This is a genomic window from Streptococcus sp. V913 (assembly GCF_054353455.1).
The window spans coordinates 125,823-149,393 of sequence record NZ_JBTHHX010000005.1 but is presented as its reverse complement, the minus strand read 5'-3'; the positions used below and the strand labels follow the sequence as shown (position 1 = coordinate 149,393).

Genomic DNA, 23,571 nt, shown 5'->3' with positions numbered 1-23,571 from the left:
TCTACTTGCATGTATTAGGCACGCCGCCAGCGTTCGTCCTGAGCCAGGATCAAACTCTCATTAAAAGTTCGAGTTCTCACTCATTTCTGTCACTGACAGATTTATTGTTTTTCATTGTTCAGTACTACAACATTAGTTGTAGTGCCCTGCACATTGGTTCGTCTTGTTCAGTTTTCAAAGGTCTTTGTCACTCAATCTCTCTCAAGCGACAACTATATTAGTATATCACAGCTAACTCTCTCTGTCAACACTTTTTTGAAACTTTTTTGAACTTTTTTCATCAAGTGTTCCATCCGCAACATACCATAGTCCGTACGGGATTCGAACCCGTGTTACCGCCGTGAAAAGGCGGTGTCTTAACCCCTTGACCAACGGACCTTGAGCTTTTCAACTCTTTCTATTATACCTACTTTTCCTCCTTTGTCAAGAACTTTTTTCCTCTTTATCGAAATTCTGAAAAAATAAGGGAAAAGAGTCAGTTAAACTGACCCTATCTATTTGGTTTGACAATTAGTTGCACGTTCCTCTCCCCACCAGTATGGGATCAACTCGGCAACTTTGATTGTTTTTCTTGTTTCGTAGTCCATCATGAACTCTGCTTCTTTATTTTCAGCATTCAATTCTAAGAGAAATTCTCTACATGCGCCACAGGGCATACCTGAACTTTCACCATAGGGTGGTTTGTCTCGAAAGGCGAGAATTTTTTTAACTTTAGTTTGTCCTGAAAATTGATACATATTGAAGAGAGCTGCTCGTTCTGCACAGAGATGAAAAACGCCACAAGTGCCCTCCATACAAAATCCTGTGAATATCTGACCATCTTCTGCTTCTACTGCAGCTACAACATGATTAGCATAAACAAAGTCTGATACGTCATGTGGATTGTATAGTTTCTGTGCTTCTTCGTACATCTTTTCCCAAATGTCCATTGTTGCATCTTTCTTATTTAGAGATTTCTTTTAGCATGTTTTCGATATGCTGGATTGATTTTTTACGTCCAAGCAAGAAAATTGTATCTGGTAATTCTGGTCCATGCATTTCACCTGAAACTGCGATACGAATTGGCATGAAAAGATTTTTCCCTTTAATACCTGTTTCTTTTTGGACTGCTTTGATTTGTGGGAAGATATTTTCTGTCACAAATTCATCGTCTGTCATTGCTTCAAGTTTTGCTTTAAAGGCTTCAAGAACTGTTGGAACTGTTTCGCCCACCATGACTTCTCGCTCCGCTTCGGTCAGTTCTGGGAAATCTGAGAAGAAAAGATCTGTCAATGGAATAATTTCATCTACTGATTTCATTTGTGGTTTATAGAGTTCAACTAATTTTTCAGCCTTGTCAGTCAAGCGTCCTGCTTCTTCTAGGAATGGTTTTGCCATTTCAAAGATGGTTGCTAAGTCAGCTCTCTTGATGTAGTCATTGCTCATCCAGTCTAGTTTCTTCTGGTCGAAGGCTGCTGGAGACTTGCTGAGGCGGTTTTCGTCAAAGAGCTTAATGAGTTCTTCACGAGAGAAGATTTCATCTTCCCCGCCAGGATTCCATCCAAGAAGAGCAATGAAGTTAAAAACTGCTTCTGGAAGGTACCCTTTCTTACGGTAGTCTTCGATAAATTGAAGGGTATTAGTATCACGTTTAGATAACTTCTTACCAGTTTCAGAGTTGATAATCAAAGTCATATGACCAAACTCTGGAGCTTCCCAACCAAGGGCTTCATAAACCATAAGCTGTTTTGGGGTGTTGGCAATGTGGTCATCTCCACGGATAACATGAGAAATTTGCATATCATGATCATCGATCACAACGGCAAAATTATAAGTTGGGTAGCCATCTTTCTTTTGGATGACCCAGTCACCACCGATGTTGCCACCTTCAAACTCGATATCACCTTTGACCATATCATGCCATTTGTAGATACCAGACTCATTGACTGCCAAACGAACAGTTGGGATGATACCCGCAGCTTCACGTTCTGCGATGTAAGCTGCTTTTTCTTCTTCGCTCATGCCGAGATATTCATTGATGTAGCGTGGTGTTTCGCCAGCTGCTTCTTGGCGTTCGCGCTCAGCTGCCAACTCTTCTTCTGTAACGTAAGATTTGTAGGCTTTTCCTTCGGCTAGCAACTGGTCGATGTATTTTTGATAGAGTTCCAAGCGCTCTGATTGGCGGTAGTTTTCATGAGTTTCTGGGCTTTCATCCCAATCCATGCCCAACCAACGAAGGTTTTCAAGCTGTGAACGTTCACCATCCTCAACATGGCGTTTACGATCAGTATCTTCGATACGAATGATAAAAGTTCCACCATGATGGCGTGCGTAGAGGTAGTTGAATAATGCTGTACGGGCATTTCCGATGTGTAGTAGTCCGGTCGGACTTGGTGCGTAGCGTACGCGGATATCTTTTGACATAGTTTCTCCTATAAAGTCTCTAGGCGTCTGCCTTTTTGCTTTCTATATTATATCACAAGTCTCGCCTGAGTCCAATTTCTACGGATAAAGAGAGTAAAAAGAGTGGTCAGGCCACTCTTTTCTTCTATTATAGACGTGCGTTAAGCTCTTTGCTCAATTCTTCAAATCCTGGTTTCCCAAGAAGGGCAAACATGTTGCGTTTGTAGGCTTCAACACCTGGTTGGTCAAATGGATTGATAGCATTCAAGTAACCTGAAAGGGCGATTGCCAATTCGAAGAAGTAGATAGTGTAACCAAGAGTGAAGGCATCTTGCTCAGGAAGAGTCACGTACATGTTTGGTACATCACCGTCTGTGTGGGCAAGAAGAACACCGTCAGTTGCTTTTTTGTTTACAAAGTCAACATCTTTTCCTTGAAGGTAACCAAGTCCGTCAAGGTCTTCTTCCAAAGTAGGGATGATCACGTTCTTACGTGGTTTGTCAACACGGACAACTGTTTCAAACATGATACGAGTTCCTTCTTGGATAAATTGACCAAGTGAGTGCAAGTCAGTTGAGAAGTTTGCTGAAGTTGGATAAATACCTTTTTGGTCTTTCCCTTCTGACTCACCAGCCAATTGTTTCCACCATTCTGAGAAGTATTGAAGTGATGGCTCATAGTTTACCAAGATTTCAGTTGCATAGCCTTTGCGGTAAAGGATGTTACGAACGGCTGCGTATTGGTAAGCTTCGTTTTCTGAAAGTTTGTCTGAAGTGTAGTCTTTACGAGCTGCGTTAGCACCTTCCATAAGGGCTTTGATGTCAGCTCCTGATGCAGCGATTGGAAGCAAACCAACTGCTGTTAATACTGAGAAACGTCCACCGATATCATCTGGAACCACAAATGTTTCCCAACCGTTGGCATCTGCTTCAACCTTAACAGCACCTTTTTGGCGGTCAGTTGTTGCGTAGATACGCTTGTTGGCTTCTTCTTGACCATATTTCTTAACCAAAAGTTCTTTGAAGACACGGAAAGCAATCGCTGGTTCTGTTGTTGTACCTGATTTAGAAATCACGTTTACTGAGAAGTCTTTGTCAGCTACGTACTCTACCAGGTCAGCAAGGTAAGTAGATGAGATTGAGTTTCCTGCGTAAAGGATTTGTGGAGCTTTGCGTTCTTCTTTTGTTTGCAAGTTAGCAAAGTGGTGGTTCAAGAAGTCAATAGCTGCTTTGGCACCAAGGTAAGATCCACCGATACCGATTACAACCAAAACATCGCTGTCTGATTTGATTTGCTCAGCAGCTTTCAAGATGCGGTCGAATTCTTCACGGTCGTAATTTTCAGGAAGGTCCAACCAACCCAAAAAGTCACTACCAGCACCAGTTCCTTTACGGATCAATTCGTCTGCTGCTGTTACTTGTGCTTGCATGTATTCCACTTCATGTGGTGCTACAAATTTATCTAAAACTTTTGAATAATCAAATTTAATATGTGACATGATATTCCTCCATTTTTTCTTCTTTTCTATCATAACGCTTACCTTCGATTTTTTCAAGTTTTTTTATTGAATTTGCCCAATTTTTATCAGAATTCAAACGTTTGCGTAAAAACGCTAAAATACAAAAAATCTGAAAGAACGAATAGAAACGGCTAGATATTCTAACCGTTACAATTCATTTAATAGGTACTCAAATAGTTCTAAATTGCCGTCTTCTTCATTGACCAGAAACTCTGGATGCCACTGCAAACCAATGATACGATGCTCATCAATAGACTCAATCGCTTCCACCGTCTGGTCGCGAGGATCTACAGCCGTTACACGGAAATTAGGTGCTAGGTCTTTGATACTTTGTCGATGTACTGAATTGACTTGGCTTTCTTTGCCGAACAACTTTGCAACAACGCTTCCTTCTACTGTTTCAATAGAATGAGATGTTCCAAAAGGCAGACCTTGCCAGTGTCCCTCAATTTCTTGGTGGAGAGTACCGCCAAAAGCAACATTGACCAGCTGGACACCACGGCAGATTGCTAAAATGGGCTTGTCCTGACGAAGAGCTTCTTTCAAGAGGGCCAGTTCAAACTCATCTCGTACTAGGTTGTAATCATCGCTCTCGATGGTTTTTTTCTCTCCATAAAACTGAGGATGGACATTTTGCCCGCCTGTCAATATCAGTTTATCGATCATTTCCACATAATCACGCACAACGGACTCATCACCAACAGGAATAACCAAGGGGAGACCTCCGACCTGGCGAATGCTCTCTGCGAATCTACAAGATACAGATGAATGAATGTTTTTTCCTTCTGCATCTACAGGACATAGATTTGCAGCAACTCCTACAACCGTTCTAGCCATGATGGGGCTCCTTTCGATTTTCTAACGATAGTCCTATCTTATCATTCAAGCACTCTGCTGTCTAATATGTTTTTTAAAAGACCGTGATAAGTATTTTTTATGGGTTAAAAAAATTGAATTAGGAATATAAAAAGTTCTAGTATTTGTACTAGAGCTCAGATGGGCTTCTTTTTTGCTATGATTTTTAACAAAAAAACTCTCGTTTTGCCAATAAAAGGCGCTTGAAAATTGGACAAGAAGGCTCTATAATGAGTTTAGAAAAAGAGGTAGGAAAAGTATGATTAGTAAAACGATTGCTCTGCTAAGGAAAAAGTCAGGTTATTCTCAGGAAAAATTAGCTGAAAAAGTAGGCGTATCTCGTCAGACTCTCAGTAAGTGGGAATTGGGCGACAGTTTACCGGATATTATTTCTTCAAGTCGTTTGGCAGAAATTTTTGATATCAGCTTAGATGAGTTGGTTAATGGGGATGTCTCTCCTTTTGCTGCTAAAGCCAAAGAAGGGAAGTATATTTTTGGAACGGTAACTGTTGGTGAAAAGGGACAAATCGTCATTCCTGTACGAGCGAGAAAAATTTTTAACATCCAAAAAGACGACAGCCTTATGGTTTTAGGTGATATCAATCAAGGATTGGCCTTGTTGAAGAGCGATTTTTTTATTCAATCTTTTGAAGAAATGGGGTTAATGAAATGAAAAAAATTACTGGCTTTGGTCTTAGCTTTGCAGTGTTTATATTTTTCTTGAATTTGATAGGCTGCTATGATTTTGTCATGGTAATGACGCGTAACCAGACTTATTTTGCAGAACATTATAATTCAGCTATTATGGTTTACTTTAGCCATTATCCTGTTGTCTTTGTAATTGTGTGGTTTAGCCATTTGTTAGCTGCTACCTTGAGTCCGATTTTCTATTTTTTCAGAAGAAAATTAGCCCTTAATTTGGCTGGTCTTGCTTTCTGGGGAGATGCTCTGCTGATTCTATTGACCAGTCTTTTTAGGAATCGCATTCAGATTTTTGGTTGGCAATTTTTCGTTGATTTGGTTGTTCTAGAATTGCTTGGCCTTTATTATCTGTATTTGCGTAAAATATTTCTTAGCACATCAGGAAAAATCTAGGATTTTAAAATAATCCTAGGTGTTTTTTGGTTATTTATGTATATTGTCTATAAAGATTAATGGAATACGACAAGAAAGTGAGAGAAGTGATTTTTAACTAAGAATCTGCTTCTGTCTCACTGCCTTTTTTGTTATAATAAGCTTTTGAAAGGAGAGAGTCTATGTGGCACATTTTAGGAAGTTATCCATTTTCCCAAGCAGGTTTGCACAAACGTTATGAACAAGCTAAGCAACTGCTTTTATGGGAAAGTGCGGGCTGGACTAGAAAGGATCTAAAGAACCTTGCTAAAAGAGATTTACAGCTATCTGATTTTTGCATAGGCTCTCAGGCTTTTAATCTCTTATGGCAAGATGCTTACGCTACTCAAAAGCCATCATCACACTGAAAACCAATGGACGGAAAGCAAGTGATATTGAGGCCTCCATCAATCAATGGTTGTCTCAAGTTCCCAGCCATCTCTTTAAGTCGATAACGTTTGATTGTGGGAAAGAATTTTCTAATTGGAAATCTATTTCCAATGCACATGACATTGATATTTTCTTTGCGGATCCAGGATGTCCCGGTCAACGAGGTCTCAATGAGCATTCTAATGGCTTATTAAGACGAAATGGATTACCGAAACAAATGGATTTTACGAATATTTCTCAAAATTATTTATCAGCTATAGCTGATAAAAGAAATAGAATTCCTAGAAAATCATTGAATTATCAATCACCCTACCAAGTTTTTCTGAGTTACTTGAAAAGTCTAACTTAATTTGACAATTTAGGGGGCAAGAAAAAGCTGCCCAAGAGGACAACTTTTTTCTTATTCAAATACAAATTGATTGTGATAGAGTTCTGAGTAGAAACCGCCAAGTTTGAGCAACTCGTGATGATTTCCACGTTCAATAACCTCTCCATCTTTGAGGACAATAATCTGATCGGCATTGAGGATGGTCTTGAGACGATGGGCAATGACAAAACTGGTTCGACCTGCTACAACTGCCTCCATGGCATGTTGAATCTTGCTTTCTGTTACGGTATCGACATTGGAAGTCGCTTCGTCTAAGATTAGGACTTGAGGATCTGTCATCAAGGTCCGAGCGATGGAAATCAATTGTTTCTGACCAGTTGAGAAGATATTTTGCTCATCATCAATAAGGGTATCATACTTATCAGGCAAGCTTTCGATATAGTCATGAATATGAGTTGCCTTAGCAGCTGCTTCGACCATTTCCTGACTGGCATCTGGCACACCAAAGCGGATATTGTCTCGGATTGTTCCGCTAAACAAGACCGAATCCTGCAAGACAATACCGACCTTGCTTCGCAGACTGTCCAAGTCGTAGTCACGAATGTCTTTGCCATCAAAGGAAATGCTACCTGCATCCACATCGTAGAAACGATTGATGAGGTTCATGATGGTCGTCTTCCCTGAGCCAGTTGGACCGACAACTGCTATCATCTGCCCCTTAGGAGCTGAAATGCTAACATCTTTTAAAATCGGCTTGTCTGGCACATAAGAGAAATCAATATGACTGATTTCAACACCTTCTCGCAATTCCGTAAAGGCAGGTGCACTTTGCGGGCGAATCTCTTCTTCTGCATCAAACATTTCTTGGATACGATCCGCCCCAGTAAAGGCCAACTGGAGGCTCCCCCAACTCGCAGCCACCTGGATAATGGGCTGGTAGTACTGCTGAGAAAATTGGGTAAACATGACAATCAAACCTAGGGCTGTTGTTGTTTCGATACTTGAATCGTTCAGCAAGACAGCTGAACCTGCAAAAATGACGATGGCCGTATTGACCAAGCTCATCCCATTCATAACAGGAAAGAGGATGCCTGAGAACATTCTCCCTTTAAAGGTTGCCTTGCGCACGCGCTCATTTCGCTCCACAAAGCCTGCTACGATGTCGTCTTGAATCCCTTGTACGATAACAGCTTTCTGCCCAGAAATGCTTTCGTCCATGTAGGCATTGAGTTTCCCAACCTCTTTTTGCTGGAGATTGGTGTACTTGCGGGCCATTTTCACGATGAAGACCAACATGAGAAAGGCCACTGGGGTGCTGGCTACTGTTATCAGGGCTAGCGTCACATTTCTTGAAAACATGACAAAAATCAAACCGATGTAAAGAGCAATATTGCTCATAACCTGAACTAAACTTTCATTGAATGCTTGAAGGATGTTATCCAAGTCACTAGTGAAGCGAGAAAGGATATCCCCATCCTGATGGCGGTCAAAGAAAGAAACCGTCAAACGAGAAAGTTTGCCAAAAAGGCCCTTACGCATTTCATTTGTCGACTCGGCAATCACACGGGTCATCAAGGTCATGTAAATCAAGCTAGACACTACTAAGGCAAGGACAACCAGAGCTAGATTCAGCATCAGAGCTGACAAACTTTGCCAGGCTAGTTCGGAAGTCCCATTTTGATAAGCTAGAACTAGGTTAGCAAGCTCCGTGACTGCTTGGCCTGAAAAAACGGGAAAGAGGGCTTGGGCAATCGTCGCAACTGCAACCATCAGAACCACAATGACAAAGGAGAACTTGTAAACTTTAAAATAATTCCAGAAAAATCGAACGGTTTTCATTTTATTCCTCCTTTCCCTTTTGTGTTTCGTAGATTTCACGGTAGACGGCATTGCTAGCTACCAAGTCTGCATGTTTTCCTTCTCCAATCAAACGTCCTTGGTCCAAGACCAAAATCTTGTCTGCATGGACGACTGAACTGATCTTTTGAGCGATGATAATCGTTGTTGTCCCTTTCAGGTCTTTATTCAAAGCTTCCTGCACGAGTCTTTCTGACTTGGCATCCAAGGCCGAAGTCGAATCGTCAAAAATCAGGATACGGGGATTGCTGACAATCCCACGGGCAATCGACATCCGTTGTTTTTGCCCACCAGAAAAGTTGGTGCCACGTTCCTCGACCGGACTCTCAAATTTGTTTTCCATGCGACCGATAAATTCGCTGGCTTGGGCGATTCGTGCTGCACGTTCCAATTCGGACACGCTGGCATTGCCTTTTCCTTGGCGAAGGTTATCAGCAATGGTCCCACTAAAAAGAATAGCACGTTGCAAGACGATGGAAACTGTTTTACGCAAGGTTCCCTCGCTGACGTCTCGAATATCCTTGCCATCAATCTTGATAGATCCCTCCTGTGGATCAAAAAGCCGTGGAATTAACTGAGCTAGGGTGGATTTCCCTGCTCCAGTCGCCCCAACCACACCGACCATCTGACCAGGCGCAATATCAAAGGTTACATTCTTCAGCATAGGCTCATCGTCATTAGGATAGGTGAAGGTTACATTTTCAAAAGAGAGACTTCCTTCTAACTCCTCATCTGGGAGATCTTTAAAGGTCATCGCTGGCTCGGTATCTAGAATCTCACGGATACGACGCAAGGAAATCATGGCACGGCTGACAGAATTTCCCAAAAAACCAACCATGATGATAGTAAAGATAATCTGGCTGAGATAATTGATGAAGGAAGCAATCGAACCCACTACAGATGGATCTGACTGAGCCATGCCTGCCACCAGCCAGATAGAGAGGAAGACCGCTCCATAGCCGGCTAGCATCATAACAGGTTCTATAACTGAGAAGGCATAACCGATATAAAGATTTTGCCCGAGAAGTTCATCTGAAACCTCAGTAAATTTGTCAAATTGTGCTTTTTCCTGTACAAAGGATTTGACCACGCGCACACCACGTAGATTTTCTTTGGCGATAGCATTGATCCGTTCAAGAAGAGTTTGAAACTTAGCAAATCGTGGCCCCATCATCCCCATCATGATGGCTGTTAGTGCAAAGATTAGGAGCACCATGAGGACAATCACCCACCAAAGTGATGGAAGAGTATGAACCGCCAAGATAAAGGAACCGATAAAGAGAAGAGGGAGACGGAAGAGGATTTGAAAAGCCATCATCACCACATTCTGAATTTGGTTGATATCATTGGTCATACGGACGACAAGATTACCCGCATTAAACTGCTCGATATTGGCATAAGAAAAGGTCTGAATCTGGCGAAAGGCGTCTTCCCGAAGATCCGAAGACACTCCTTGAGCAATGTAGGCTGCAAGCGTCACATTGACCCCGCCTGCAACCAGACCGACTAGGGCTACTCCTATCAGCCAAGCGCCAATACTATAAATAGCCTCATTTTGCCCGGCCAACAAAGCCTCTAACACCTCTTGCAAATAGCGCGGTTGCAAGAGCGAACTCGCAACCATCAAGCCTGTCATCATTAAGGATGCCAAGGCTTGCCATTTATAGGTTTTTATTTTTTTAATGAGCATATTTCCTCCTAATAAAATAGATAAAGGGAGCGACATCCTGCGTCAGCTCCTTCTCATTCGTTCATATTGATGCTATTCTAGCAAAAAAGAGGAATCTTGTCAAAGAAGTCTCCTTATTATAAATTAGTGCGCTTTCATATACAGGTGATGCATGAAAAGGCTTTTTATGGTAAAATGAAAGGAAGAACTCTTACAAGGAGGAAAAGATGAAGAAACAAACCATCGCTGTCTTGGGTCCTGGTTCTTGGGGGACCGCCCTTTCGCAGGTCCTAAACGACAATGGACACGAAGTTCGAATTTGGGGAAATATTTCTGACCAAATTGATGAAATCAATAATCAACATACAAACAAACGCTATTTCAAAGATATCCTACTCGACGAAAAGATCAAAGCTTATCATGACTTGGAAGAAACACTCAAGGATGTGGATGCTATTTTATTTGTGGTCCCAACAAAAGTAACGAGACTGGTTGCCCAACAAGTAGCAAAGGTGCTCGATCACAAAGTTGTTATCATGCATGCCTCCAAAGGATTGGAACCAGATAGCCACAAACGTCTATCAACTATTCTTGAAGAGGAAATTCCAGCTGACCTTCGTAGTGAAGTCGTTGTTGTTTCAGGACCTAGCCACGCTGAGGAAACTATTGTACGGGATATTACCTTGATCACTGCAGCCTCTAAAGACCTTGAAACGGCCCAGTACGTCCAAAATCTCTTTAGTAATCACTACTTCCGTCTCTATACTAATACGGATGTTATCGGAGTTGAAACCGCTGGCGCTCTCAAAAACATCATTGCAGTTGGTGCGGGTGCATTACATGGCCTAGGATTTGGCGACAATGCCAAGGCGGCTATCATCGCTCGAGGATTAGCAGAAATCACCCGTCTAGGGGTCGCTCTGGGAGCTAACCCTCTGACTTATAGCGGGCTTTCTGGAGTTGGGGATTTGATCGTAACGGGAACATCTGTCCACTCTCGTAACTGGAGGGCCGGTGATGCTCTCGGTCGTGGAGAATCCCTTGCAGACATCGAAGCAAACATGGGTATGGTCATCGAAGGCATCTCAACAACTCGAGCAGCTTACGAACTGGCTCAGGAATTGGGTGTCTACATGCCAATCACACAGGCTATTTACCGAGTCATCTACGAAGGTGTCAATATCAAAGAAGCAATCACTGACATCATGAGCAATGAATTTAAAGCAGAAAACGAATGGTCGTAGACCCTTATAGAAAGGAACATCATGAAACAAAAAGTCAGAAAAGCAGTCATCCCTGCCGCTGGATTGGGAACTCGTTTCCTCCCAGCAACTAAGGCCTTGGCCAAGGAAATGTTGCCAATCGTAGACAAGCCCACTATCCAGTTTATCGTTGAAGAAGCCTTCAAATCTGGCATCGAAGATATCTTGGTTGTTACTGGTAAGTCAAAACGTTCTATCGAGGACCATTTTGATTCAAACTTTGAATTGGAATATAACCTTAAAGAAAAAGGGAAAACAGATCTTCTGAAGCTGGTTGATGAGACAACCGGCATGCGCCTGCATTTTATCCGTCAAACACATCCACGTGGTCTCGGCGATGCTGTTTTACAAGCCAAGGCTTTCGTCGGAAATGAACCTTTTGTCGTTATGCTTGGTGATGATTTGATGGATATCACAGACGAAAAGGCTGTTCCACTTACCAAACAACTCATGGATGACTACGAGCGTACTCACGCGTCTACTATCGCTGTTATGCCTGTCCCTCACTACGAAGTATCTGCCTATGGGGTTATTGCTCCGCAAGGAGAAGGGAAAGATGGTCTTTACAGCGTTGAAACCTTCGTTGAAAAACCTGCGCCAGAGGATGCTCCTAGCGACCTTGCTATCATCGGACGCTACCTCCTCACTCCTGAAATTTTCCAAATCCTCGAAAACCAAGCTCCAGGTGCAGGAAATGAAATTCAGCTGACAGATGCAATCGATACCCTCAATAAAACACAACGTGTATTTGCTCGTGAGTTCAAAGGGGCTCGTTACGATGTCGGAGACAAGTTTGGCTTTATGAAAACATCCATCGACTACGCTCTCAAACACCCACAAGTCAAAGACGACTTGAAAGACTACCTCATCCAGCTCGGAAAAGAGTTAGCTGAGGGAGAATAGAAGAAAATTCCATATAAAAAAGAGCTAGGATAGTTAATTATCCCAGTTCTTTTTTGTATTGCTATTCTTCAGAACATCTATAATCTAAAAAGAAATCTGCATTTCTCAGTTAACCTACTTATAAGCTCCATCGAATTGGTATCAAACTTCATGAAAGCGCTATGATATTATTTGTTTTTTTAACAAAAATAAGAGCACAATGAATTAGTATAATAAAATAAAAAGCACCGAATCGATGCGCACTTTTTCAAGTTGTGTACGGACAAAGCCTTATTTTAACTTGCTGTGTTGTTTCGAATAGTTCCAACACTTGTATTGTATACCATTCTTTTAAAAATTGCAAGAAGAAATCTATATGAAATAGAATAACATTCCATTTTATAACGATTTAAAAATTTACACAATGAAAACGTTTTACAATTTCTTGATTTTAATAGCTAAAAGATATATAATTTAGCTAAGGTTAATATATTAGCTATTACTAATTAGAACTTAAAGAGTATAACTCAAAGGAGAAGACTAAATGAGCAATAAACCTTACTCTATTGGACTCGATATCGGAACTAACAGCGTCGGATGGGCCATTATTACAGATGACTATAAAGTGCCATCTAAAAAGATGAAAGTTTTGGGCAATACCGATAAACACTTTATCAAGAAAAACCTCATCGGAGCTTTATTATTTGATGAAGGGACAACCGCTGAGGATAGACGCCTCAAACGAACTGCACGTCGTCGCTATACCCGTCGGAAAAATCGTCTTCGCTATCTCCAAGAAATCTTTTTTGAAGAAATGAGCAAGTTGGATAGTGGTTTCTTTCATCGATTGGATGACTCCTTTTTAATTCCTGAGGATAAAAGAGGGAGTAAATACCCTATTTTTGCTACCTTGGCAGAAGAAAAAGAATACCATAAGCAATTTCCAACTATCTATCATTTGAGAAAACAACTAGCGGATTCGAAAGAAAAGGCTGACTTGCGCTTGATTTACCTAACATTAGCTCATATGATTAAATACCGTGGGCATTTTTTGTATGAAGAATCTTTTGATATTAAAAACAATGATATCCAAAAAATCTTTAATGAATTTATAAGTATTTACGACAATACATTTGAAGAAAGTTCACTTAGTGGACAAAATGCACAAATAGAAGCAATTTTTACTGATAAAATTAGCAAATCTGCAAAGAGAGAACGCGTTCTAAAACTCTTTCCTGACGAAAAGTCCACTGGTCTCTTTTCAGAATTTCTCAAGCTAATTGTTGGAAATCAAGCTGACTTCAAGAAACATTTTGAACTAGAAGAAAAAGCTCCACTACAATTCTCTAAAGATACCTATGATGAGGATCTGGAAAACGTGCTCGGACAAATTGGAGATGACTTTGCAGACCTTTTCCTAGTTGCTAAAAAACTCTATGATGCTATTCTTCTATCAGGCATTTTGACTGTCACAGATCCTTCAACCAAGGCTCCATTATCAGCATCTATGATTGAGCGCTATGAAAATCACCAAAAAGACTTGGCAGCTTTAAAACAATTCATCAAAGCCAATCTTCCAGAAAAATATGATGAAGTTTTTTCTGACCAATCTAAAGATGGGTATGCTGGATATATCGATGGCAAGACCACTCAAGAAACATTTTACAAATATATCAAAAATCTTCTCTCTAAATTCGAAGGAACAGATTATTTCCTTGATAAAATCGAACGTGAAGATTTTTTGAGAAAACAACGCACCTTTGATAATGGTTCTATTCCTCATCAAATTCATCTTCAAGAAATGAATGCCATTCTCCGTCGGCAAGGAGAACATTATCCATTTCTGAAGGAAAATAAAGAAAAGATAGAGAAAATCTTAACCTTCCGTATTCCTTATTACGTTGGACCATTGGCTCGTGGCAATTGTGATTTTGCTTGGCTTACTCGAAATTCTGACCAAGCAATCCGACCTTGGAACTTTGAAGAAATTGTTGATAAAGCAAGCTCTGCGGAAGACTTCATCAATAAGATGACTAACTACGACTTGTATCTGCCAGAAGAAAAAGTTTTGCCTAAACACAGTCTCTTGTATGAAACATTTGCTGTCTATAATGAATTAACAAAAGTAAAATTTATTGCAGAAGGATTGAGAGACTATCAATTCCTTGATAGTGGTCAGAAGAAGCAAATTGTCAATCAATTATTCAAAGAGAAAAGAAAAGTAACTGAAAAAGATATCATTCATTATCTACACACTGTTGATGGCTACGATGGAATCGAACTAAAAGGAATTGAAAAACAATTTAACGCTAGTCTTTCTACTTATCATGATTTACTTAAGATTATTAAGGATAAAGAGTTTATGGATGACCCTAATAATGAAGAGATTCTTGAAAATATCGTCCACACGCTAACTATCTTTGAAGATCGTGATATGATTAAGCAACGCCTTGCTCAGTATGACTCTCTCTTTGATGAAAAAGTCATCAAAGCACTGACTCGTCGACATTATACTGGTTGGGGAAAACTCTCTGCTAAGTTAATTAACGGTATCAGTGATAAACAAACTGGCAATACGATTCTTGACTACCTGATTGATGATGGTGAGATTAATCGTAACTTTATGCAGTTAATCAATGATGACAGACTTTCTTTCAAAGAAATTATCCAAAAAGCACAAGTGGTTGGTGAGATTGACGATGTGAAGCAAGTTGTCCGAGAACTCCCAGGAAGCCCTGCCATTAAAAAGGGAATTTTACAAAGTATCAAGATTGTTGATGAACTTGTCAAGGTTATGGGACATGCTCCTGAGTCCATTGTGATTGAGATGGCACGAGAAAATCAGACAACTGGCAGAGGGAAAAAGAATTCTCAACAAAGATATAAGCGCATTGAAGATGCACTAAAAAATTTAGCACCTGGGCTTGATTCAAATATATTAAAAGAACATCCAACAGATAATATTCAACTTCAAAATGATCGTCTCTTCCTTTACTATCTCCAAAATGGGAAGGATATGTACACTGGAGAAGCTCTTGATATCAACCAACTGAGCAACTATGACATTGACCACATCATCCCACAGGCCTTTATCAAGGATGATTCTCTTGATAACCGTGTCTTAACTAGTTCAAAGGATAATCGTGGGAAATCCGATAATGTTCCTAGCCTAGAAGTCGTTCAAAAAAGAAAAGCCTTTTGGCAACAATTATTGGATTCCAAATTGATTTCAGAACGTAAATTTAATAATTTAACCAAGGCTGAACGAGGTGGGCTAGATGAGCGTGATAAAGTTGGTTTTATCAAGCGCCAGTTAGTTGAAACACGTCAAATCACAAAACATGTTGCTCAGATTTTAGATGCCCGCTTCAATACAGAAGTGACTGAGAAGGATAAGCAGAACCGCATCGTCAAAATCATCACTTTGAAATCCAATCTAGTTTCCAACTTCCGTAAAGAATTTAGGTTATACAAGGTACGGGAAATCAATGACTACCACCACGCGCATGATGCCTATTTAAATGCAGTGGTTGCTAAGGCTATCCTTAAGAAATATCCTAAACTAGAGCCTGAATTCGTCTATGGTGACTATCAAAAATACGATCTTAAGAGATACATCTCCAGATTCAAAGATCCTAAAGAAGTCGAAAAAGCAACTGAAAAATATTTCTTCTACTCAAACTTGCTGAACTTCTTTAAAGAAGAGGTGCATTACGCAGACGGAACTATCGTAAAAAGAGAGAATATCGAATACTCCAAGGATACTGGAGAAATCGCTTGGAATAAGGAAAAAGATTTCGCAACAATCAAAAAAATTTTATCACTTCCGCAGGTGAATATTGTGAAGAAGACAGAAGAACAAACCGTTGGACAAAATGGTGGTCTGTTTGATAACAATATTGTGTCCAAGAAAAAAGTAGTTGACGCAAGCAAACTAACCCCTATCAAATCCGGTTTGTCACCTGAAAAGTATGGTGGCTATGCAAGACCTACAATCGCTTATTCAGTTCTTGTTATAGCAGATATTGAAAAAGGAAAGGCTAAAAAATTAAAGAGAATTAAAGAGATGGTTGGAATAACCGTTCAAGATAAAAAGAAATTTGAAGCAAATCCAATCGCCTATCTTGAAGAATGTGGTTATAAAAATATCAATCCTAATCTTATTATAAAACTACCTAAGTATAGTCTCTTTGAGTTTAATAATGGACAGCGAAGATTATTAGCAAGCTCTATTGAGTTGCAAAAAGGTAACGAATTGATTGTACCTTACCATTTCACTGCTTTGCTTTACCACGCACAGCGAATTAATAAAATTAGTGAACCAATTCATAAACAGTATGTGGAAACACATCAAAGTGAATTTAAAGAATTATTAACAGCAATCATTTCTTTATCTAAAAAATATATCCAAAAACCAAATGTTGAATCGTTATTACAACAAGCGTTTGACCAATCCGATAAAGATATTTATCAATTAAGCGAATCATTTATCTCGCTTTTAAAACTGATTTCATTTGGAGCTCCTGCTGCCTTTAAATTTTTTGGCAAAGATGTTGATCGAAAACGATACACAACTGTATCCGAAATCCTCAACGCCACCCTCATCCACCAATCCATCACTGGTCTCTACGAGACTCGGATTGACTTGAGCAAACTAGGAGAAGACTAATGGGATGGAGAACCGTTGTTGTCAATACACACTCTAAGCTCTCTTACAAGAACAATCACTTGATTTTTAAAGATGCCTCTCGGACAGAGTTGATTCACCTGTCCGAGGTGGACATCCTACTTTTGGAGACGACAGATATTGTTCTCTCCACTATGCTGATAAAACGCTTGGTGGATGAAAATATTTTGGTCATCTTTTGTGATGATAAACGCTTGCCGACAGCATATTTAATGCCTTACTACGGTCGGCACGATTCCAGTTTACAACTCTCTCGCCAAATTACTTGGAGCGAGGAAGCTAAAGCACAAGTTTGGACCACCATTATTGCACAAAAAATTCTCAATCAAGCTTTTTATCTGGGGAGTTGTGGTTTTCTAGAAAAATCTCAGTCCGTCATTGATCTCTATCATGGGTTGGATTTGTTTGATCCTAGTAATCGTGAAGGGCATGCTGCTCGGATTTATTTCAATACCTTGTTTGGAAATGATTTTAGCCGTGAACAAGATAATGATGTCAATGCTGCCTTAGACTACGGTTACACCTTGATTTTGAGTATGTTTGCGCGTGAGATTGTCTTGTCTGGCTGTATGACCCAGTTTGGCTTGAAACATGCCAATCAGTTTAATCAATTCAACCTCGCCAGCGATATTATGGAGCCTTTTCGTCCGATTATTGACAGAATCGTCTATGAAAATCGAAGCAGTTCTTTTGTCAAAATCAAACGAGAACTGTTCACTATTTTTTCAGATACCTTCCACTACAATGGTAAAGATATGTACCTGTCCAATATCGTCAGCGACTATACTAAGAAAGTCATCCAAGCTCTCAATCAACCCGAGAAAGGAGTTCCTGAGTTTAGGATATGAGTTATCGATATATGCGTATGATTTTAATGTTTGATATGCCCGTTGATACCGCAGAGGAACGTAAGGCCTATCGGAAATTTCGGAAGTTCCTCATAGATGAGGGATTTATCATGCACCAATTCTCCATCTATAGCAAGCTCTTGCTCAACAACTCTGCTAATAACGCCATGATTGAGCGACTCAAGACTCATAACCCTAAGAAAGGAAACATTACTCTCTTAACCGTTACAGAAAAGCAGTTTTCTCGCATGATTTACTTAAATGGCGAGCGAAATACCAGCGTAGCAAACTCCGACGCACGCTTGGTCTTTCTAGGAGAGGAGCCTCGAGATGAAGATTAATTTCCCGCTATTAGATGAACCATTAACTATTGAAAATGCAACTTTTTTAGTGTTGGAAGACCAGTTTACCTTTTCAACCATTGTCAAGCAGTTCTACCAATATACTGATGATGGGGAGTTGAAGTTGTTTGATAGAAATCTAAAAGCACTGAAAGAGGCTGAGTTATTAGTGATAACGGATGTCTTAGGATACAATCTCAACTCACCTGCCATGCTCAAGCTGATACATGCTGATTTAGAAAATCAACTCAATGACAAGCCCGAAGTCAAGTCCATGATTGAAAAGTTGGTTGCTACGATTACAGAATTGCTGGCATTTGAGTGTTTGGAAAACGAGTTAGACCTAGAGTATGATGAAATTACCATTCTAGAGTTAATCGATGCACTTGGTGTCAAAGTCGAAACCCTGAGTGATACACCTTTTGAAAAAATGCTAGAAATTGTCCAGATTTTTAAATATCTTTCTAAAAAGAAACTCCTTGTTTTCATCAATGCATCCGCCTATCTATCAAAGGATGAGTTAGTAAATTTGATAGAGTATATCCAACTCAATCAACTAAGGGTTTTATTTATCGAACCTCGAAAAGTCTATGATTTTCCGCAGTATGTGCTAGATCAGGACTATTTCTTGAACCCTGAAAATATGGTATAATAAAAGTAACAATTGGAACCTGACGAGCTGAAGTCTGGCTGGGACGAATGGTGCGATTACGAAATTTCGTGAGAAAAATTTTTCTACGAGGTTTTAGAGCTGTGTTGTTTCGAATGGTTCCAAAACGAATCCTTATCTCTACAAGAGAGACGTGCTGTTTTAGAGCTGTGTTGTTTCGAATGGTTCCAAAACCAACGTTCCTTTTAGGCAATTTCTTGCCTAGTTTTAGAGCTGTGTTGTTTCGAATGGTTCCAAAACCAACGTTCCTTTTAGGCAATTTCTTGCCTAGTTTTAGAGCTGTGTTGTTTCGAATGGTTCCAAAACCCCCAACTCCGGCGCCACGGATTACTATAAAGTTTTAGAGCTGTGTTGTTTCGAATGGTTCCAAAACTGTAGCAGCAGCAAATACTGCTTTATTAAAGTTTTAGAGCTGTGTTGTTTCGAATGGTTCCAAAACTTTAAAGCTCGGTAGAAAAGCCATAGCCGAGTTTTAGAGCTGTGTTGTTTCGAATGGTTCCAAAACATTTCACTGATTTTAACTACCTCCATTTCAGTTTTAGAGCTGTGTTGTTTCGAATGGTTCCAAAAAAAGCTACTCATTTTTTGAGTAGCTTTTTAACTATTCCATCCCTACACATAGCTCATTCCCTTATAGCAAAGGAAAATGGCTAGTGCGATAAAAAGTACAGTTGCTCCGATTCGCTGGCTGGTACTATACATCCTTCTCTCCCATTTGACTGGAAAGATGACTGCTAGAAAGGCCCCACCTACCGCGCCACCAATATGCCCTGCTAGGCTGATTCCTGGAATCAGGACACTTCCGATGATATTTATCACGAAAAGTGTCAGATAGGATTGCCCCAACTGCTGAATATAGGGGTTGCGAGTTGCGTAACGCAAGACGATGATCGCAGCAAATAGTCCGTAAAGAGAAGTGGAGGCCCCTGCTGCTACAACTTTCGGTGTGAAAGCAAAAACAAAGAGATTGCCCATCATTCCTGATAAGAGATAGAGAAAGAAAAATTTCTTAGAACCGAAAATCTCCTCCACTTGTCGTCCAAGAAAGTAGAGCGAAATCATATTGACAATGAAATGCTCCCATCCAATATGCACAAATATAGCCGAAAAAAGGCGCCAAATCTGCTCAGGGAACAGGCGAATGATTGGTCCATACATAGCTCCAAACTGAAGCAAGGTATCTGCTCGTTCAAAATTTAAACCTGTAAGAACCAACATCAAAAGAAATACCAATGCCGTTACTAGGAGGAAGAAACTAGTCACAGGATAGCGTTTATCAAAGATTTCCTTCATAGATTAGCACCTCCTGGACGGGAATATCATGGTCTTCCAAGTTAAACTTCTGAACCTGACAAGGATAGATTGTACTCAGGCTCTGCCCAACAAAATGTTCCAGATAGCGGTCGTAGTAGCCTCCACCATATCCAATCCGATAGCCCTTTGTCGTAAAAGCCAAGCCCGGAACATGAATCAAATCAATCCGGGAGGTAGCCACCACTTCCAAGTCTCCTTGCGGTTCCAGTAAGCCAAAGGAAGTTTTTACCAACTGCTGCGGATGATAGACCACAAACTCCATTCGCCCCTTGGGATAGGTTTTGGGTATCAGAACTTTTTTGCCATCCTTCAGCGCCTGCTCAATCAATTCTTGCGTTTGAAATTCATGAGGGAAGGAGAGATAGGTTGCGATGGTCTTAGCTTCTTGGTAAAAGGGGTGACGTAAGAAACGCTCGGTTAAAGCTCGATCCATAGCCTGTTTTTGTTCCTGAGATAGAGCCTTCATTTCTTGCAAAATTTTCTTGCGTAGTTCTGCTTTCATAGACAATTCCTCTACTCTGCTTCCTTCTTTTTCAGGAAACTAGAGACCGCATCTACCCCAATGGCTAAGGCTTCTTCCTTGGGGCTCATCTGAGGATGGTGAAGGGCGTAGGGACTATCGATACCTAACCAAAACATAACCCCATCAACCTTCGAAAGGAGATAACCAAAATCTTCACCTGTCATAGCAGGCTCGATATCAATCAACTCAATCCCGTCTTTTTCTTCAAAGAATGTCATCAGTTCACGCGCCAAGGCTGGATTGTTCTCAACAGGTAGGTAGCCTCCTTGCTTGAGTTCCACTTCAACTTCCATATCAAAGGCTGCTGCAACACCTTCTGCTACTGTCTTGACTCTTTTTTGTACTAATAGGCTCATGTCCTGAGTCAAGGCGCGAATGGTTCCGTGTAAAAATGCTGTGTCTGTAATGACATTGTTGGTTGTTCCAGCTTGGAAAAGGCCAAAGGTCACCACTGCTCCCTCGATTGGATTGACATTGCGGCTGACAACTGACTGTACTTGAGTTACAAAGTAACTAGCAGCCACCAAGGCGTCATTGGCCTCATGCGGAAAAGCTGCGTGTCCTCCTTTTCCTTTGAAACGAATCTTCACCTCACAAGTCCCTGCAAAGAGTGTATGAGTATTGGTCGCGATCTGTCCGACCTTCAAATCTGGACGAACATGAAGGCCATAGAACTGGTCTGGTAGCCAGTCCCCAAAAGCACCATCCTCATACATGAGCATACCACCGGCTTCATTCTCCTCAGCAGGCTGAAATAGGAAGAGCAGATTATTCTTGGGTTGCTCCTCAAGTGAGCGCTCAAGACAGCCTAAGGCAATAGTCATATGAAAATCATGGCCACAAGCATGCATGCGACCTTGGTGTTGAGAAGCAAAAGGCAGGCCTGTTTGTTCGACGATAGGCAGGCCATCAATATCTGTCCGCCAACCAATGGTCCGCTCCGGCTGACTTCCCTGCAAATATACCAAAATTCCTGTTCGCCACGTACGAACTTGAACAAAGTCCTTGCCCGCAATCAATTTCTCAATCACATCCAGTAAATAAGCCTGAGTCTCGAACTCCTCCAAGCCAATCTCTGGAATCTGGTGTAAATCTCGTCTAGTCTGAATCAAATCTAACATCTATCGATCCTCCTTTTGATAGAAGAAAGAGGCTGGAAAAAGGGTTCCGCCTCTTTTTTACTTTTACAATTACAAGGTACGAAGCGCATCCTCAAGCGCTGTTTTTTGTTGGGTTTGGGCATCAATTTCTTTGATGATATGAGCTGGAACACCTGCTACTACAACGTTTTCTGGAACATCTTGGGTAACAATAGCTCCTGCTGCAACAACTGAACCACTACCGATTTGTACTCCTTCAATAACCACTGCATTGGCACCGATAAGAACATTGTCTCCGACGCGGACTGGTTCAGCACTAGCTGGCTCAATCACACCTGCCAAAACTGCCCCTGCACCAACGTGGCTATTTTTTCCAACGATAGCGCGGCCACCAAGGATGGCCCCCATATCAATCATGCTTCCTGCACCGATTTCAGCACCGATATTGATAACTGCTCCCATCATGATAACAGCATTGTCACCAATTTCAACTTGGTCACGGATAATCGCACCTGGCTCGATACGAGCGTTGATAGCACGTTTATCTAGCAAAGGAACTGCAGAGTTACGAGCATCTTGCTCGACAACATAGTCTTGATTTTCTACCAAACCTTCAAGAAGCGGAGCGATATCCTTCCAGTCTCCGAATAAAACATTTCCTAGTTTGACAACAGAGCTTGGTACAGCAGTTGCGAGTTCTCCCTCAAAGGTTACTTTGACACTGGTTTTCTTTTCAGCATTGGCGATAAATTGGATAATCTCTTGAGCATTCATTTTTGTAGCAGTCATAGGCGTCTCCTGGTTCGTTATAATGATACCTATTCTACCAAAAAAGGCTTCAAATTTGAAGCCTCAACTATCAAATAAGCATCTTTACTTGGCTTGTTTTACTTCTTCTACAGATAAGAAAATCATCGGAACGATAATCAACACCATAGCTAAGGCCAAAAAAACATCCATGACCAATCCCAGAAAAAGAACACTTAATAGAGCTGAAGAGAGAGGCTCGCTAGCGCTCACTACAGAGACAACGAGAGGGGAAACGAGAGAGACAGCCTTCATAGACAGGAAAAAGGCAAAAGCAGTACCAAACACGGCAATCGTCAGACAGATCAGCACACTTACCAGATCCACTTGAAAACTTATCCGATAAATAGGGTAAAGGAAATTACTAAAGAGCCCTGCCAGAATCATCCCCCAACCAACAGTCGGAACGAAACCGTAGCGCCGTGCAAAGCGTTGAGGAAGGATAACATTAAACATGACCCCTACCGCACTGAGCAAACCAGTCACTAGAGCCAAGGGCGTCATGGATAACTGGGACAAGTCCCCTTTTGTGGCCATCAAAAAAACACCTAGCATGGCAATTAAAACATAGAGAATCGCTGTAATCGAAGCCTTTTTCTGGTAGACAATGCGATTGTAAAACAGGATAAAAACTGGGCTGATAAATTGCAAAATGGTCGCCGTCGTCGCATTGGAATACTCAACGCAGAGATAGAAGAAAAACTGCACAGAAAAAATACCTAGAATAGCATAGGCTAAAAAAGGTAGATAATTTTTCTTATCACGCCAGATGTCCAATAATCGAGTGCGCAACTGAAAGGCCGATAAGCCTAAAACCAAACTCCCCGCTACCAGTAAACGCATAGAAGTAATCCATCCAGAAGACACTGGATAATGAGTGAAAAAATACTCTCCTAAAATCCCACAGATCCCCCAGATTAGGCCTGAGAGTAGCGAATATAATGTTCCCTTAACAATCTTTTTCTGATAATGATTCATACTCCTATTGTAACACGAAACCAACAAAGAAAAAAGTAGCAACAAG

General features: G+C 40.8%; 19 protein-coding genes, 1 tRNA gene, 1 rRNA gene, 2 pseudogenes and 1 CRISPR repeat array. Of the genes and pseudogenes, 10 read left to right on the top strand and 13 right to left on the bottom strand.

Annotation, left to right across the window (positions count from 1 at the left end; all coding sequences use genetic code 11):
* The 6 genes from ACXYSL_RS08920 to ACXYSL_RS08895 all read right to left on the bottom strand — a co-directional run.
* Window positions 1–65: ribosomal RNA gene (locus ACXYSL_RS08920) — 16S ribosomal RNA — on the bottom strand; the annotation flags it as partial.
* A 241-nt stretch (window positions 66–306) separates the two neighbouring features.
* Window positions 307–378 (bottom strand) — tRNA-Glu (locus tag ACXYSL_RS08915).
* Window positions 379–494: 116 nt separating this feature from the next.
* Entirely contained in the window at window positions 495–929 is a 435-nt protein-coding gene (locus ACXYSL_RS08910) for a cytidine deaminase family protein (protein WP_007522638.1), read from the bottom strand.
* Window positions 930–942: 13 nt separating this feature from the next.
* Complete coding sequence (gene gltX / locus ACXYSL_RS08905; protein WP_458624526.1) at window positions 943–2,403, bottom strand: glutamate--tRNA ligase; 1,461 nt, start codon at window positions 2,401–2,403, stop codon at window positions 943–945.
* 127 nt (window positions 2,404–2,530) lie between these two features.
* A complete protein-coding gene (locus ACXYSL_RS08900) occupies window positions 2,531–3,880 on the bottom strand; it encodes a glucose-6-phosphate isomerase (RefSeq protein ID WP_000018248.1) in 1,350 nt (449 codons plus the stop codon).
* A 168-nt stretch (window positions 3,881–4,048) separates the two neighbouring features.
* Window positions 4,049–4,738 carry a gamma-glutamyl-gamma-aminobutyrate hydrolase family protein gene (locus tag ACXYSL_RS08895; RefSeq protein WP_414344934.1) on the bottom strand — a complete coding sequence of 230 codons (690 nt, stop codon included), beginning with the start codon at window positions 4,736–4,738 and terminating at the stop codon, window positions 4,049–4,051.
* Window positions 4,739–5,015: 277 nt separating this feature from the next.
* On the opposite strand from ACXYSL_RS08895, the gene ACXYSL_RS08890 reads away from it, so the two are divergent.
* From ACXYSL_RS08890 to ACXYSL_RS08875, 4 genes and pseudogenes are all read left to right on the top strand, one after another.
* A complete protein-coding gene (locus ACXYSL_RS08890) occupies window positions 5,016–5,429 on the top strand; it encodes a helix-turn-helix domain-containing protein (protein ID WP_007522644.1) in 414 nt (137 codons plus the stop codon).
* On the top strand, window positions 5,426–5,851 hold the full coding sequence (locus ACXYSL_RS08885) for a hypothetical protein (RefSeq protein WP_458624525.1): 426 nt from the start codon (window positions 5,426–5,428) through the stop codon (window positions 5,849–5,851). The genes ACXYSL_RS08890 and ACXYSL_RS08885 overlap by 4 nt, the downstream gene beginning before the upstream one ends.
* A gap of 161 nt (window positions 5,852–6,012) precedes the next feature.
* Window positions 6,013–6,225: pseudogene (locus ACXYSL_RS08880) on the top strand (DUF3114 domain-containing protein); the annotation flags it as partial.
* Window positions 6,210–6,608: pseudogene (locus ACXYSL_RS08875) on the top strand (IS30 family transposase); the annotation flags it as partial. The pseudogenes ACXYSL_RS08880 and ACXYSL_RS08875, both read left to right, overlap by 16 nt.
* A 51-nt stretch (window positions 6,609–6,659) precedes the next feature.
* Here ACXYSL_RS08875 and ACXYSL_RS08870 read toward each other — a convergent pair.
* Window positions 6,660–8,426, bottom strand: coding sequence for an ABC transporter ATP-binding protein (locus ACXYSL_RS08870; protein WP_458624524.1), 1,767 nt, complete (start codon window positions 8,424–8,426; stop codon window positions 6,660–6,662).
* Between the two features lies 1 nt (window position 8,427).
* Entirely contained in the window at window positions 8,428–10,134 is a 1,707-nt protein-coding gene (locus ACXYSL_RS08865) for an ABC transporter ATP-binding protein (protein WP_458624523.1), read from the bottom strand.
* A gap of 206 nt (window positions 10,135–10,340) precedes the next feature.
* On the opposite strand from ACXYSL_RS08865, the gene ACXYSL_RS08860 reads away from it, so the two are divergent.
* From ACXYSL_RS08860 to csn2, 6 genes are all read left to right on the top strand, one after another.
* Window positions 10,341–11,357, top strand: coding sequence for an NAD(P)H-dependent glycerol-3-phosphate dehydrogenase (locus tag ACXYSL_RS08860; RefSeq protein WP_049478400.1), 1,017 nt, complete (start codon window positions 10,341–10,343; stop codon window positions 11,355–11,357).
* Between the two features lie 21 nt (window positions 11,358–11,378).
* Complete coding sequence (galU, locus tag ACXYSL_RS08855) at window positions 11,379–12,278, top strand: UTP--glucose-1-phosphate uridylyltransferase GalU (protein WP_458624522.1); 900 nt, start codon at window positions 11,379–11,381, stop codon at window positions 12,276–12,278.
* A 523-nt stretch (window positions 12,279–12,801) separates the two neighbouring features.
* Window positions 12,802–16,926: a type II CRISPR RNA-guided endonuclease Cas9 gene (gene cas9, locus ACXYSL_RS08850; RefSeq protein ID WP_458624521.1), complete on the top strand. Its 4,125-nt coding sequence runs from the start codon at window positions 12,802–12,804 to the stop codon at window positions 16,924–16,926.
* On the top strand, window positions 16,926–17,792 hold the full coding sequence (gene cas1 / locus ACXYSL_RS08845; RefSeq protein WP_458624520.1) for a type II CRISPR-associated endonuclease Cas1: 867 nt from the start codon (window positions 16,926–16,928) through the stop codon (window positions 17,790–17,792). Before cas9 ends, cas1 begins: the two co-directional genes overlap by 1 nt.
* A complete protein-coding gene (cas2, locus tag ACXYSL_RS08840) occupies window positions 17,789–18,133 on the top strand; it encodes a CRISPR-associated endonuclease Cas2 (protein WP_002895389.1) in 345 nt (114 codons plus the stop codon). The genes cas1 and cas2 overlap by 4 nt, the downstream gene beginning before the upstream one ends.
* Entirely contained in the window at window positions 18,123–18,785 is a 663-nt protein-coding gene (gene csn2, locus ACXYSL_RS08835) for a type II-A CRISPR-associated protein Csn2 (RefSeq protein ID WP_458624519.1), read from the top strand. Before cas2 ends, csn2 begins: the two co-directional genes overlap by 11 nt.
* 89 nt (window positions 18,786–18,874) lie before the next feature.
* Window positions 18,875–19,374: direct repeats of the CRISPR family, unit length 37 nt; unit sequence AGTTTTAGAGCTGTGTTGTTTCGAATGGTTCCAAAAC.
* Between the two features lie 41 nt (window positions 19,375–19,415).
* Here csn2 and ACXYSL_RS08830 read toward each other — a convergent pair.
* From ACXYSL_RS08830 to ACXYSL_RS08810, 5 genes are all read right to left on the bottom strand, one after another.
* On the bottom strand, window positions 19,416–20,096 hold the full coding sequence (locus tag ACXYSL_RS08830; protein WP_458624518.1) for a rhomboid family intramembrane serine protease: 681 nt from the start codon (window positions 20,094–20,096) through the stop codon (window positions 19,416–19,418).
* Entirely contained in the window at window positions 20,080–20,619 is a 540-nt protein-coding gene (locus ACXYSL_RS08825; RefSeq protein ID WP_458624517.1) for a 5-formyltetrahydrofolate cyclo-ligase, read from the bottom strand. The genes ACXYSL_RS08830 and ACXYSL_RS08825 overlap by 17 nt, the downstream gene beginning before the upstream one ends.
* A gap of 11 nt (window positions 20,620–20,630) precedes the next feature.
* The gene (locus ACXYSL_RS08820; protein WP_458624516.1) at window positions 20,631–21,761 is read right to left on the bottom strand and encodes an N-acetyldiaminopimelate deacetylase; all 1,131 of its coding nucleotides are present in this window, start codon (window positions 21,759–21,761) and stop codon (window positions 20,631–20,633) included.
* 69 nt (window positions 21,762–21,830) lie between these two features.
* The gene (gene dapD, locus ACXYSL_RS08815) at window positions 21,831–22,529 is read right to left on the bottom strand and encodes a 2,3,4,5-tetrahydropyridine-2,6-dicarboxylate N-acetyltransferase (RefSeq protein ID WP_295589610.1); all 699 of its coding nucleotides are present in this window, start codon (window positions 22,527–22,529) and stop codon (window positions 21,831–21,833) included.
* Between the two features lie 84 nt (window positions 22,530–22,613).
* Complete coding sequence (locus ACXYSL_RS08810; RefSeq protein WP_458624515.1) at window positions 22,614–23,525, bottom strand: DMT family transporter; 912 nt, start codon at window positions 23,523–23,525, stop codon at window positions 22,614–22,616.
* Window positions 23,526–23,571: the final 46 nt, after the last annotated feature.

Excerpts from the sequence above, each read along its gene's own strand:
- ACXYSL_RS08910 (WP_007522638.1), bottom strand. The coding sequence starts at position 929 with ATGGACATTTGGGAAAAGATGTACGAAGAAGCACAGAAACTATACAAT.
- gltX (WP_458624526.1), bottom strand. The coding sequence starts at position 2,403 with ATGTCAAAAGATATCCGCGTACGCTACGCACCAAGTCCGACCGGACTA.
- ACXYSL_RS08900 (WP_000018248.1), bottom strand. The coding sequence starts at position 3,880 with ATGTCACATATTAAATTTGATTATTCAAAAGTTTTAGATAAATTTGTA.
- ACXYSL_RS08895 (WP_414344934.1), bottom strand. The coding sequence starts at position 4,738 with ATGGCTAGAACGGTTGTAGGAGTTGCTGCAAATCTATGTCCTGTAGAT.
- ACXYSL_RS08890 (WP_007522644.1), top strand. The coding sequence starts at position 5,016 with ATGATTAGTAAAACGATTGCTCTGCTAAGGAAAAAGTCAGGTTATTCT.
- ACXYSL_RS08885 (WP_458624525.1), top strand. The coding sequence starts at position 5,426 with ATGAAAAAAATTACTGGCTTTGGTCTTAGCTTTGCAGTGTTTATATTT.
- ACXYSL_RS08870 (WP_458624524.1), bottom strand. The coding sequence starts at position 8,426 with ATGAAAACCGTTCGATTTTTCTGGAATTATTTTAAAGTTTACAAGTTC.
- ACXYSL_RS08865 (WP_458624523.1), bottom strand. The coding sequence starts at position 10,134 with ATGCTCATTAAAAAAATAAAAACCTATAAATGGCAAGCCTTGGCATCC.
- ACXYSL_RS08860 (WP_049478400.1), top strand. The coding sequence starts at position 10,341 with ATGAAGAAACAAACCATCGCTGTCTTGGGTCCTGGTTCTTGGGGGACC.
- galU (WP_458624522.1), top strand. The coding sequence starts at position 11,379 with ATGAAACAAAAAGTCAGAAAAGCAGTCATCCCTGCCGCTGGATTGGGA.
- cas9 (WP_458624521.1), top strand. The coding sequence starts at position 12,802 with ATGAGCAATAAACCTTACTCTATTGGACTCGATATCGGAACTAACAGC.
- cas1 (WP_458624520.1), top strand. The coding sequence starts at position 16,926 with ATGGGATGGAGAACCGTTGTTGTCAATACACACTCTAAGCTCTCTTAC.
- cas2 (WP_002895389.1), top strand. The coding sequence starts at position 17,789 with ATGAGTTATCGATATATGCGTATGATTTTAATGTTTGATATGCCCGTT.
- csn2 (WP_458624519.1), top strand. The coding sequence starts at position 18,123 with ATGAAGATTAATTTCCCGCTATTAGATGAACCATTAACTATTGAAAAT.
- ACXYSL_RS08830 (WP_458624518.1), bottom strand. The coding sequence starts at position 20,096 with ATGAAGGAAATCTTTGATAAACGCTATCCTGTGACTAGTTTCTTCCTC.
- ACXYSL_RS08825 (WP_458624517.1), bottom strand. The coding sequence starts at position 20,619 with ATGAAAGCAGAACTACGCAAGAAAATTTTGCAAGAAATGAAGGCTCTA.
- ACXYSL_RS08820 (WP_458624516.1), bottom strand. The coding sequence starts at position 21,761 with ATGTTAGATTTGATTCAGACTAGACGAGATTTACACCAGATTCCAGAG.
- dapD (WP_295589610.1), bottom strand. The coding sequence starts at position 22,529 with ATGACTGCTACAAAAATGAATGCTCAAGAGATTATCCAATTTATCGCC.
- ACXYSL_RS08810 (WP_458624515.1), bottom strand. The coding sequence starts at position 23,525 with ATGAATCATTATCAGAAAAAGATTGTTAAGGGAACATTATATTCGCTA.